This window comes from Hallella sp. (assembly GCF_037460745.1).
GTDB classification, from domain to species: Bacteria; Bacteroidota; Bacteroidia; order Bacteroidales; family Bacteroidaceae; genus Prevotella; species Prevotella faecis.
On record NZ_JAXVAE010000175.1, the window covers coordinates 1 to 12,319 of the forward strand.

Genomic DNA, 12,319 nt, shown 5'->3' on the forward strand with positions numbered 1-12,319 from the left:
AAATAATGGTCAAAATATTTGGATTTTAACATAGAAAGCGAATTTTCGAATTTTTCCAAATTGCGTTAGCTAAATTCGTTCAAATTGGTAATCGTAAAACGATTATATCAATTCGTTAATTCGTTCAATTCGTTGTTACCGCGTCTGAGCGTAAATACTCACGTGTGTTATTTTTCACTCAAAATGTCGGATGATCCAGTTTTAGCCCTATCAAGCAAAGCGGGCTGAAAGCCCAACGATCTCCTTAGCCCAGGGCATCGCCTGGGTAAACCATAGCGACACGCTACGCCCTGCAAGGGCAAAAGTAAATATTATTCTCCCTGTTTCAATACTTTTGCCCTTTACAGGTCGCTTGCTTATTTATCGCCATCCACCGCAGGGCAGAGAAAATCGCCACCCTTCGTGGCGTGCCGCTTTGATTGATGCCCCCACGCTGACCTTCCCGCGCATGGCGCAACACGTTTTGTGTGATATTTTGGTACAAAAGTTGTGCGTCGTTTTTCGATGAACCAGATAGCGGAACCATTGTTTTTCCGCACTCACCGTCCCTCATCTGCGTTGCGCGCTCACCATTAGGCGTCTTTCAAGTTGCGATACCTACCTAACCGCACCTCGAAAGACCACGTCTCGAGGCTCAAAAGACCATGTATCGAAGCTCGATTAGGCATGTTTCGCAACGTGGAAAGATAAAACAGGAGCGCAAAATCCACCCGTTTTTCGATAACTTCTTGGCAACCAATAGGTTACACAACATCGCTGAGAATCGCGCATTTCCGCCCAATCGTTTCGTCGTCGCCGCCAACGATGTAGATTCCAATATAGATTGTTGCCAAAATTCACATCGCGCCCCAATCTCCCCACCTTATTTTCCCCAATCGGTCATTAGACCGAGACAAAAGCCCACCGCATGGCCCAAGGCCCCGAAATAGCATGGAATGGCTGGGCACCGGATAAATTATCGAAGAGGGCGATTGTCGTCTAAATATTATTTTGTACTTTTGTAACTAATCATTATAAACTTTGTTTATGACAAAGAGAGAAGCCCTTCAGTTATTTGAAGAAAAGAAAATACGCTCCGTATGGGACGACAAAGAAGAGAAATGGTATTTCTCTATAGTGGATGTTTGTGCGGTGTTGACCGAAAGCAAAGACCCTACAGCATATTGGAGGAAGTTAAAACAAAGACTGAAACAAGAAGGAAATGAAACCGTGACAAATTGTCACGGTTTGAAATCCCATTCACCACAAATATGCACACATCGCGGAGCTGCCGGATTTCGTTGGAGTCCAGCAGCTTCATTCGTCTTGCGCCTTCGCTCCCACGGTCCTACAGACGCACGCCGACCCTTCCGTCCCACCGCCTTGCACACCTTTTCCCACTTGTTTATAAAAAAAATACTGCAAAGCAATTCCAACTCTGCAAAAAATAGTTTATCTTTGCAGAAGATAGGCTGCATCTCAGCATAATGTTCAAGCAAGCTTGATATTCTGCCTTCGATTTGCACTATCCTTGCAGAAGATAGGCTGCTCTATCTTTGCAACATGCAAGCCGCATCGCATCATCAGGGCGGCAACTTAAACTCTTAACTAAACACTTACGTACTATCATGAACGAACAGAACGCAATGAAACCTTACGTCATTGGTCTCGACCTCGGCGGCACCAACTCGGTGTTCGGCATCGTCGACGCGCGTGGTGAAATCAAGGCTACGACAGCCATCAAGACAAAGGCCTACGACAACGAAGAGGATTATGTGAACGCATCGGTCGACGCGCTCCACATCATCATCGACCAGGTGGGCGGCATCGAGAAGATCAAGGCGATGGGTATCGGCGCACCCAACGGCAACTTCTATACGGGCAGCATCGACTTCGCCCCCAACCTTCCTTGGGCACACGACCACTCGGTGCCATTGGCCAAGATGTTCTCGGAGCGTCTGGGCGGCATCCCTGTGGGCCTCACCAACGACGCCAACGCAGCAGCCATCGGTGAGATGACATACGGTGTGGCTCGCGGCATGAAAAACTTCATCATGATCACCCTCGGCACAGGCGTGGGATCGGGCATCATCTGTAACGGCCAGATGGTGTACGGCAGCGACGGTCTGGCCGGTGAGCTGGGCCACGTCATCGTGCGCCCAGAGAACGGTCGTCTCTGTGGTTGCGGACGTAGAGGATGCCTGGAAACCTACTGCTCAGCAACAGGTGTGGCTCGCACGGCACGCGAGTTCCTGGAGAAGAGCGACACGCCATCGCTGTTGCGCGACATGAATCCGGAGGACATCACATCGCTCGATGTGTCGATCGCCGCCCAGAAGGGCGACAAGCTGGCCCTGGAGATCTACGAGTTCACTGGCGAATTGCTGGGTGAAGCTTGCGCCAACTTTGCCGCTTTCTCTTCGCCTGAGGCCTTCGTGTTCTTCGGCGGACTGACCAAGGCTGGCGACCTGCTCATGAAGCCTCTGGTGAGAAGCTACAACGAGCACGTGCTCAAGATCTTCAAGGGCAAGGCCCAGTTCCTGCTGAGCGGCCTCGATGGCAGCTCGGCCGCTGTGCTCGGAGCCAGCGCCGTAGGATGGGACCTGTAACCCGCCACACACCAGGAGCGTAGGCGCACCCCAAGAATCCATGGGCGAGAATGTGCCTGAGCGCTCCACCTTTCATACACCAATAGCATCGGCAACGCCTGCAAAAGGAGGCGTTGTAGGTGCTATTTTGCGTTTTGGCGGATATTCATGGGGCGAAAAGGCCGATGCGCTGAGGATTTTGCGTACCTTTGCCGCGCAAAACAAACAAAGCAAACAGCAAATAAAAGATTATCAGATGCAGAAGAAAGAACTCTGTTACATAGCGATCGTCGCCGTGTTGGGCCTGTCGTTGTTGATGGGCTTTGTGGTCGAAGTGTTTCATGTCGACTTAGGTACCTGGGCATGGGTGGCCCAATGGGTGTCGTCGCCCATCGCCCTGGCCATCGGTTTCGCCTTCGCCCTGCTCTTTGGCAAGGCGTTCCCCACGTTCAACAAGACCATGTCGAAGAAACTCCTACAATACTCGGTCATCGGCCTGGGCTTCGGCATGAACGTCAACCAAGCGCTTGCCTCGGGCTCCGAGGGCATGCTGTTCACCATCGTCAGCGTGTTTGGCACGTTGGGATTGGGTTGGCTGTTTGGCCGCAAGCTGCTGGGGGTTGACTCGCAAACCAGCTACCTACTGTCGTCGGGCACCGCCATCTGTGGCGGATCGGCCATTGCCGCCGTCGGCTCGGTGCTGAAAGCCAAGGCCGAGAGCATGTCGGTGGCGTTGGGTGTGGTGTTTGTGCTCAACGCCGTGGCCCTCTTCATCTTCCCCACCATTGGCGACGCCTTGGGCATGACGATGAAGCAGTTTGGCATGTGGGCGGCCATCGCCATCCACGACACGTCGTCGGTGGTGGGCGCAGGCGCCGCCTACGACCAGATGCACCCGGAGCTGATAGCCCAGCAGGGGGTGAGCGCCTTGGAGGTGGCCACCACCATCAAACTGACGCGCGCCCTGTGGATTGTGGTGCTGGCCTTGGTTACGCCGTTCTTCTTCCGCCAGACACTGGCCGCCTCGACCGACGGCCCCACGAAGCGTTGGTACCAGTGTGTGCCGCCCTTCATCATGTGGTTTGTGGTGGCCATCGTCTTCAACACCTACGTGCTGAGCAACGCCTCGCTCCTGGGCGACACCGCCGCCACGATGGGTGGGCAGATGAGTGGCGCGGTGAACAAGTTGGCCAAGCACCTCATCACTCTCTCGCTGTTCTTCATCGGCGCGTCGCTCACGCGCGATACGCTCCGCAGCGTGGGTCTGCGCCCGCTCATCCAGGGTGTGCTGCTGTGGCTCAGCATCAGCCTCATCACCCTCGGCTACATCTACTGGATGGCCTAACCGGCACAGGAGAATAGCATCATCCACTTCGCACAAGCATACCTACAAAAAGGGAGGCAAGCACATCCATCTGTGCTTGCCTCCCTTTTATTTTAGAATCACCCATGCGGATCACTTCGTCCGCACACGGCGGGCCTTGGAATCCGCACACGGCGGATTGGGCTATTTCACAATGCGGAGCGACTGCGATGCCTTGACGCGCACCTTGCCGTTGGCCACCTTCATGCCCTTGGCGGGCGTGGCAGCGGCAGCCTTGGCAGCCGAAGCCACGGGGTAGGTGTGGCTCAGGGTGGTAGGCTCGGCGTTCTCGATCTGCGAATGGAACGCCGTGCGAGTGATCGACGTGCCATTGGCGTCGGTCACGGCAAACACCAACACATACCAATCGCGCTCAGCGCTGGTGAAGGTCTTGGTGTAAGTGAACGTGCCGTCCTGCAACTGCGACGTCACATCGGTGGCCTTGTCGGAAGCCATCAGCACAGGCCAGGCGTCCGACGGATTCTCATAGCCCTGGGTGCCCTGCAGGTCGTTGAGCGCATTGTCCCAATCGTTCTCGCTCATCAAAAGCAGGGTGGCCTTGGTGATAGGAGCCGAGGTCTTCGAGGCGAAACTGTAATGGGCGTAGAGCGCGCGATTCTCGACGCTGAAGCTGTCGGTGTTGAGCTTCGGACAGTTGTCGTTGCTCACCGGCTTGATGTAGATGTCGTCTATTTGTCGCTTCACCTGGTCGCCATTGGCATCCACGCCAAGCACGAGGAACGAGTAGTGGTTCTCTGCCGATACATTCCACTTGTTCTCGCCTTGTGCCTGGAACTCGTTCCAACTGCTGGCGGTGAAATCGGTGGCCTCGGTGGCCATGATGTAGTCGTAACCCTTCACGTTGAGCAACTCATCGATGCTCTTCTTCGTTCCGAGCACCATGTGGAGCGTCTTGATGCCGTCGCCCGGCGTCACGCTGAACGTCACCTTGCCCGCATCGTCGAGACCGTCGTAGGTCACCTCGAGCGACTCGTCGCTCTCATCGGGTTCGGCTGTGGAAACAACCTTATACGACATGTCGGTGCCCAGCGCATAGCCTTCGCCTTTCTGAACGAGGTCGCAGGTAACAATGTAATAGTCCTGGCCGCCCAGGATATACTGCGTGGAGCCCGCCACGTTTTTCTCGCCATTGGTCAGGTTGTAGGTCTGTTCGCCAATCATGCCGCTGCCATAACCCGCCATGAGCAAGGTGGAGAAGGCGTTGAAGAGCTCCTCCTCGGTGCAGTTGTAGAGATCGGAGTTCATGTATTCGCGCATGAAAGCCTCGAGATACCACTTGTTCACCACCATGTGGGCGGCCATTTGTCCGTCGCCCTTGGTGAGGATGGTGTAGGTCACGCTGTTCTTGGTGGCGCTGGCGTCGAGGATTTCGGCCAGGCGCTGGTTGCCCACTCCCGCGGGGCGTCCGAAGGCGATGTAGTCGCCCTCTCCCAACTTCACGCTCTCCACGTTCTGGTCGCCCTTGTTGAGATTCACCCGCTGCTGGGCCTCAGCCGGGACGGCGATGGCCGCCGCGGCAATGATCATTGCTGAATAGATGTATTTTTTCATGGTGTAGTGTCCTCCTTGATGATTAGTTGAGACGTGTGATGCTGCCCTCATAATGTCCTTGCAGACTGTGGCTGTCGAACTTCTTCATGCCAAACACGGCGAAATCGATGTTGGCCTTGCCAGCATTGAAGGTGGCCTTGGCGTTGCCGCCGAGCGCGATGGGTGTCTCGGCCGTGCTTGTGGTGGCCTGGCAATACTTGTCGCCACCGTAGCTCACCGACATGAGCGCATTGGTCTCGTCGCCCGAGAAGCCGTGGGTCTTGTCGTCGTTGACGAAATCGTTGGGAACGGTAATCACCACATCAGCGTTGGCCATGCCCTCAAGCGTGGTGACATTGGCCTTCGACGAGAGGTAGATGGTGTAGAGGCCCGTGGCGTCGTCGACAGTGTAAGCGGCCGACTTCAGGTCGACGGGTGCGCCCTCGCCTACGGCATACTGGCTCGGGATGGTGAGGTCGTACTCCATCGGCGTGCCCTTATAGTAGAACTGCAGGCTGCGCTTCTCGCTCTGCTGGCCAAGGTTTTCCACATCGGCGACGAGCGTGTAGCTGCCGTCGCCACGGTCGAGCACCGACACGTAGCCTGTGGCATCGGCGGCCTTGCCGCTGGCGGCGAAGAAGGTCTGCGGATTGTTGACGTCGGTCACTTGGTCGTGCAGCTCAAGCTCATACTGCGTGTTGCCCTGGAGGTCGATGTCGTTGCCGTCCATGGCGCTGTTGGGCACAAAGAGGCGAGCGTAGTAATGGCAGTTCGCAAGGTCGCTGGCCTTGTCGATGTTGCCCGACGTGATGTAGAATGTGACACCGTCGGCCTCCTTCTGGGCAAACACGGCGCGCGTCTTGCTCTGCGTGTCGTCGACGTTGAAGTAGTAGGGATCGCTGACCGGCGAGGTGAAGGTGCCGTTGTAGTTCACAGCGATGTTGGACACGCCGTCGTTAGGCGTGACGGCGAGGTTCAGCGTCAGGTTCTTGTCGGCGATGTCCATGGCGAGCGAACCGTTGGCGTAATAGTCGGCCCAATCGTCGGAGGTGATTTCCACGGGTTCGTAGCTGTCGTCCTCTTCCATCTTCTTCGCGTCGACATACGTAACCTGGAAGTAGCTATCGGGATGTTGGTCGGCAAACGACTCGAAGTCGAGGTCCTCGCCCAGCAGGTCGGGCGTCATCACCACCATCAGGTAAGCCGAGGAGGCAAAGATTTCGTCCATCGTGGTCAGGCCCTCGTCGGCCGACAAGATGGCGTACATCATACCATCTTGCTGCATGACGAGCGACGACTTCATCTCGATTGTCTCGCCATCGACCACCACACTGTTATCGGGGGCCACTTGTTTCTTGGCGAAGGTGATGTTGTCCACATCCTTACCCACCTCGTAGGCGGAGAAGATGCGTCCGTTTCTCACGACGAACACACTGTCGGGCGTTGCCGTCTGGGCCACGGCGGGCACAAGGGCGCCAACCAGCAGGACCAGAAGGAATAATATTTTTCTCATGTTGTTTTTCTTTTGTGTTGCGATGACCGTCGGTGCGGCCACCTTATATAATAAATGGGATACCTAAGCTATTGTGGGATAAATCCAAATGGGCGCGCACTTAGCGCTTCACCATCTTGAGCGACTGGCCCTGCGCCTTCACCACATACACACCGGAGGCCAGGGAGGCTGCGTTGAGCGTGGCCTTGCCACCGCGCGCCACCGTCTTGCCCACCAACTTGCCCGAGGCGCTGTAGAGCTCCAGGGCCTTGCCGTCGGTCATGCCTTCGGCCGTGAGCGTGTAACCATTGGAACGAAGGGTGATGGCAGTGCCTTCCTTCACCTTTCCGATGCCCGCGGCGGTGCCGCTCAGGTCGATCTTGTCGATGTCGGCTATCTTATGCGTGGCCACGACGGTGCCATCCTGGCCCACGAGTTTCACATCAGGACCCGACACTTCGAGTTTGGCTACCTGCGACATGGCCACCACATGACTCTGGCCGTCGAGGTAAAGCACGTTGACTTTGGTGTCGCCCGCCACGGCGGTCAGGCTCGTGGCGAAAAACAACAACGTTGATAAGAGGTACTTTTTCTTCATATCTGCTTCTCGTTAAGTGATAATTAATGTTTTCGTTACACAAAATTAACAAAAACTATCATGTAAAACAAACTTTTGGTTACTTATCTTTGTTTTTTCGTTCGGTTTTTCTTCATTTCGTAACAAAAAGCGCCTTTTGCACCCTTAACACCTTATATTATTTGCAAATGATATGCATTTAATCCATAATTTATTTGCATAAACCCTAAATATTCCTTAATTTTGGCCTTTGAAGTAAGACGCATGGCATTATAAACGACAAAAGGACAGCGCAACACCCATGACGTCTGACATAATGTTACCGCGCACAGCACACCCTCTGCAAGCGTTATAAATCAATAAAAACATACAATATGCAATTAAAAAACTACCTGACCAAGTTTATGGCGACACTCGCACTGTGTCTGCTAACCACCAGCGCTATGGCACAAGACCGGCTTATTTTTAGCCACGACACGGGCCAAGGCATAACGGGCAACCTCGGCAACGTGGGCAATGCCATTATGCAAAACTACGATGTGGCCATGCGCATCAAAGACCCCAACTTCGTGGGAATGAAGATTGCGGCCATCCGCGTGCCCATGGAAAACGCCGACCACCTCTCCAACCTGCGTGTGTGGCTCTCGAAGGAGCTTACCCTGAAGACCATCAACGGCAAGAAGACCAACGTGCCCGACATCCTATCGGTCAACGCCGACATCACGGGCGAATGGGTCACCGTGAACCTCGCCGAGCCTTACACCATCACCGAGGAGGGTGTGTATGTGGGCTATTCGTTCGACATGGACTCGCTCACCTCCACCAACAAGCGACCGGTGAACATCACCACCGAGCTGCACGAGGGCGGACTCTTTGTGCACACCACACGCAGCTACCGCAACTGGAAGGACATGAGCGACCAGTGTAGCTCAACCATGCAGGTGGAGCTCGACGGCGCTCCGCTCTACGCCGCCACGCCCTTGGCTGGCAACACCACCTACTTCGGTGCCACGGGCGTGAGCAACACGCTTACGTTCTACGCCGAAAACCATGGCGCAACAGGTCTGAAGAGCCTCGAATACTCGTTCTATTACGATGGAATGGTATGCACCGGAACCTACAAGTTCCCGACCGCCGTGGAGCCGGTGTATGGCAAGATGGCCTCGTTCGAGGTGAAGCTGCCGGTGGTAGACCGAAAGGACTATTATCCCATCAACCTCACCATCACCAAGGTGAACGGCCAAGAGAACAACGAGGCCGATGTGGATGTGGAGACCCAGGTGAGCATCTTCGACAAACTGCCTAAGCACCGCTCGGTGTTTGAGGAGTACACGGGCACATGGTGCGGCTTCTGCCCCCGTGGATACGTGGCGCTGGCTGCCATGAACCGCCTCTACCCCGACGATTTCATCGCCTTGTCGTACCACAACTCGGAGAACGCCTCCAAACTCGATCCTATGGAGGTGATGGCGGGCCAAGACTATCCCAGCAACATCTCGGGATTCCCTGCCGCATGGCTCGACCGCACCTATCAGATGGACCCCTACGGCGGTTTCCAGTCGGCCTCCCACAAGATGCTCATCGATAATGTGTGGAAAGCCGCTTGCGCCATGCCCGCTGAGGCCGACATCGAGGTGAGCGCTTTGCTCAACGAGGCCAAGAACGCCGTGACTGCCACCGCCAAGGTGGTGTTCCCCTTGGAGATCAAGAACTCGCGCTACGGTGTGGAGTATGTGCTCGTGGCCGACGGCTTAACCGGAACCACCGACGATTGGCGCCAACACAACTACTTCTTCAACGGTCGCCAGGGACGCGACTACCCCGAGCCCGAGTTCCAGCAGTTCATCGAAGGCCAAGAGTATGTTAGCGGACTGACGTTCGACGACGTGGTGGTGGCCACCTCACGCCTGCTGAACAACAACCAGTATCTGCCCACCGACGTGGAGGAGGGACACGAGTATGTGATGCCGGTGACGTTCGACCTCAACCAGGTTCGCAACACGGGCGGCAAGAAGATCATACAGGACGTGAACAAACTGCGCGTCGTGGCGTTGCTCATCGACTACAGCGACGGCACCGTGGTGAACGCCGCCAAGAGCGTGTCGACCGGACAGGCCACAGCCATCCAGGGCGTGAACGCCGACAAGAACTTCCAGACGGAGGCCGTGTACGACATCAGCGGCCGCCAGCTCAGCGCTCCACAGAAGGGCCTCAACATCGTGAAGGCCGCCGACGGAACCACGCGCAAGGTCATCATCAAGTGAACAAGGAACACAGAAAACAAACAACATAACAACTGAGCATTATGAAAAAAACAACACTCATGCTCGCTGCCGCCCTCTCGTTCTCGGCAGCTACGTTCGCACAAACACCCGCACAGACACCCACCCAGCAAAAGACGACGCTGAAACTCGCCAAGGTGGCCGCGCCCGCCAAGATGGCCAAGGTCATCGAGAACGTGCCCGAGATGATCACGAAGCAGCCCGCAGGCAAGCTCTATAAGGACATGTACGGCTACGCCAAGGGATTCATCTCCATGTGGGGAATGATCTACGAGGACAAGATGGATGGCCGTGCCCGCGACTTCGTGGTGGGCGACGACGGCTGCTACTACATGAACAGCCCCATCACCTTCCAGTACACCGACTCGTGGATCAAGGGCGAGAAGGGCGAAGGCGACACCATCGTGTTCAAACTGCCGCAGCAGATCATGGTGCACGAGGTGGGCGACGACCAAACCGTGAACTATTATGCCGCACGCCTGAAGTTCCAAAAGGTGAACGGCGAGAACCAATACGTCTACGACGAGAGCTCGCAGGACATGAAGTTCGTGTGGCGCAACGACTCGCTCATCAAGGCCGACACCAACGCGTTGCTCGGCATGGTCAGCGAGAAGGGCGACTGGAACGGCCTGGGCGACCTCATCAGCGAGACGGCTCCCAACCCGTTTGTCAACGACGGTCCCGCCGATCCGTCGAAGGCCGAGAAGTTTATCTTCACCTTCCATCCCTCGGAGCGCACCACCACTCAGCGCATCTCGAAGGTGGTGATCGAGGGCAACGACTTCTATGCCAACAACATCGACCCGCAGGTGCCGGAGGCTTGGATCCATGGCGTCATCAACGGCAACAAGCTGTCGTTCACCGGCGCTCAGTACATGGGCCTCGACAAGAACAAGCACCAGTATCGTTTCAACATCCCGTTCAACGTTTACTACGACGAGAGCACCTACGAGACCGTTTACCAACAGCTCAAAAAGGTGACCTTCAAATACGACGCCAAGACCAAGAAGGTGAACAATTGCCCCTATGGATTCCTGAGCAACTATGGCTACCGCAACATCGCCATGGAGATGCAGGTTGTGATGCAGCCGGAGTTTGAGGCCTGGGACGGTGTCATCGCCGCGCCCAGCAACCCCACCATCCTGCAGTACCAGGAGGCGTCGAGCGGTGAGGGATGTATTATCTTCGACCTGCCGCGCAACAACGTGAAGAACAGTTTCATGGACCAGAGCCATGTGTATTTCAACCTCTTCTTCGACGATGAGCTCGTGACGTTCTATCCCGACCAGTACACTGGAATATCGGAGGAGATGACCGATGTGCCCGTCGACTTCGCCGATGCCAACTATGCCTTCCAGACCTACGGATCGCAGCACCGCGTGGCCATCTACGACTCGGGCTTCGAGCGTGTAGGCGTGATGGGTGTCTATCAGGATGGCGACGTGCGCCTTTGCAGCGACATCGTGTGGAGCGACGGTTCGGTAACGTCGGACATTCGCAACGCCCACGTCTCGGGCGAGGTCCAGGCTCCCACCTATTACGACCTCAGCGGTCGCGCAGTGGCCGCTCCCGCCCACGGCGTGTTCATCAAGAAGAGCGTAGGTAGCGACGGCACCGTTCGCACCAGCAAGGTGGTGGTGAAGTAACGCATCACGGTCCATGTTGGCCACAACGTGCCAACGTGCCCCAATAGCAGGCGCGCCAAGGGTCGGTCCACGACTCTTGGCGCGCCTTTGGCGTTACGTCCCTACCGACACATACAGTCACGAAACATCACCACCACGCACAAGCATGAGCGGCATGTCGGCTATGGAAGACATGTTTTCTGCAAAAGATGTCGGCTATGGAAGACATATTTAGGCCAAAACATGTCGGTTATAGAAGAATATTTGTTATTTTTGCATCGGACACGATTCAACATCAATAAAAAAAGGCCATGGATAAGAACGTCATCAAACACATCATTCTCAGCCAACAAGAGTTTGTCAGCAAGATACAACTGCAAACACGCCCCATCGTGTTGGAGCCCAACATCAACTATGTGTTGGTGGGCATGCGCCGTGCCGGTAAGTCGTACATGCTTTACCAATACATCCAACAACGGCTGCGTGAAGGCCATTTGGCAGAAGAAATCTTGTTTGTGAACTTTGAGGACGAGCGCATCGCCGACATGCAGAAGGAGGATCTCCATCTCATCCTTGAGGCTTACCGGGAACTTTACGATCACAAGCCCATCATCTTCTTGGATGAGATACAGAACGTGAGTGGATGGGAACATTTTGCACGTCGCTTGGCCGACGAGAAATACCGCGTGCTCATCACCGGAAGCAACGCCCACATGTTGAGCCGCGAAATCAGTTCTACACTGGGTGGCAGGTATCTCGCCAAGGAGATTCATCCGTTCTCGTTCGGCGAATACCTTGAATACCACAACGTTCACCTCACCGACCATTGGGAATTGTCGCCCATGCGCGCCGATGTGATCCG

At 55.4% G+C, this 12,319-nt stretch carries 8 protein-coding genes and 1 pseudogene; 6 read left to right on the top strand and 3 right to left on the bottom strand.

Annotated elements, in window-relative coordinates:
* Positions 1-1,026: 1,026 nt before the first annotated feature.
* The 3 genes and pseudogenes from WKK33_RS11490 to WKK33_RS11500 all read left to right on the top strand — a co-directional run.
* Positions 1,027-1,233: pseudogene (locus tag WKK33_RS11490) on the top strand (hypothetical protein); the annotation flags it as partial.
* Between the two features lie 374 nt (positions 1,234-1,607).
* Positions 1,608-2,588: an ROK family protein gene (locus WKK33_RS11495; protein WP_337933988.1), complete on the top strand. Its 981-nt coding sequence runs from the start codon at positions 1,608-1,610 to the stop codon at positions 2,586-2,588.
* Between the two features lie 295 nt (positions 2,589-2,883).
* On the top strand, positions 2,884-3,912 hold the full coding sequence (locus WKK33_RS11500) for a putative sulfate exporter family transporter (RefSeq protein ID WP_337933998.1): 1,029 nt from the start codon (positions 2,884-2,886) through the stop codon (positions 3,910-3,912).
* Between the two features lie 162 nt (positions 3,913-4,074).
* Here WKK33_RS11500 and WKK33_RS11505 read toward each other — a convergent pair whose 3' ends face one another.
* The 3 genes from WKK33_RS11505 to WKK33_RS11515 all read right to left on the bottom strand — a co-directional run bounded on the left by WKK33_RS11505 (position 4,075) and on the right by WKK33_RS11515 (position 7,571).
* Entirely contained in the window at positions 4,075-5,502 is a 1,428-nt protein-coding gene (locus WKK33_RS11505; RefSeq protein ID WP_337933990.1) for a hypothetical protein, read from the bottom strand.
* Between the two features lie 22 nt (positions 5,503-5,524).
* A complete protein-coding gene (locus WKK33_RS11510; protein ID WP_337933992.1) occupies positions 5,525-6,994 on the bottom strand; it encodes a hypothetical protein in 1,470 nt (489 codons plus the stop codon).
* 100 nt (positions 6,995-7,094) lie between these two features.
* Complete coding sequence (locus tag WKK33_RS11515) at positions 7,095-7,571, bottom strand: T9SS type A sorting domain-containing protein (RefSeq protein ID WP_337569995.1); 477 nt, start codon at positions 7,569-7,571, stop codon at positions 7,095-7,097.
* A 353-nt stretch (positions 7,572-7,924) separates the two neighbouring features.
* Between WKK33_RS11515 and WKK33_RS11520 the strand changes: the two genes are divergently transcribed.
* The 3 genes from WKK33_RS11520 to WKK33_RS11530 form a co-directional block, all read left to right on the top strand.
* Positions 7,925-9,814: a hypothetical protein gene (locus WKK33_RS11520; protein ID WP_337933993.1), complete on the top strand. Its 1,890-nt coding sequence runs from the start codon at positions 7,925-7,927 to the stop codon at positions 9,812-9,814.
* Positions 9,815-9,855: 41 nt separating this feature from the next.
* Complete coding sequence (locus WKK33_RS11525; protein ID WP_337933994.1) at positions 9,856-11,478, top strand: hypothetical protein; 1,623 nt, start codon at positions 9,856-9,858, stop codon at positions 11,476-11,478.
* A gap of 290 nt (positions 11,479-11,768) precedes the next feature.
* The coding region (locus tag WKK33_RS11530) for an AAA family ATPase (protein WP_337933996.1) at positions 11,769-12,319 on the top strand (551 nt) is incomplete at its 3' end.

What these genes read in the sequence shown, in the direction of transcription:
- WKK33_RS11495 (WP_337933988.1), top strand. Translation starts at nt 1,608, where the DNA reads ATGAACGAACAGAACGCAATGAAACCTTACGTCATTGGTCTCGACCTC.
- WKK33_RS11500 (WP_337933998.1), top strand. Translation starts at nt 2,884, where the DNA reads ATGGGCTTTGTGGTCGAAGTGTTTCATGTCGACTTAGGTACCTGGGCA.
- WKK33_RS11505 (WP_337933990.1), bottom strand. Translation starts at nt 5,502, where the DNA reads ATGAAAAAATACATCTATTCAGCAATGATCATTGCCGCGGCGGCCATC.
- WKK33_RS11510 (WP_337933992.1), bottom strand. Translation starts at nt 6,994, where the DNA reads ATGAGAAAAATATTATTCCTTCTGGTCCTGCTGGTTGGCGCCCTTGTG.
- WKK33_RS11515 (WP_337569995.1), bottom strand. Translation starts at nt 7,571, where the DNA reads ATGAAGAAAAAGTACCTCTTATCAACGTTGTTGTTTTTCGCCACGAGC.
- WKK33_RS11520 (WP_337933993.1), top strand. Translation starts at nt 7,925, where the DNA reads ATGCAATTAAAAAACTACCTGACCAAGTTTATGGCGACACTCGCACTG.
- WKK33_RS11525 (WP_337933994.1), top strand. Translation starts at nt 9,856, where the DNA reads ATGAAAAAAACAACACTCATGCTCGCTGCCGCCCTCTCGTTCTCGGCA.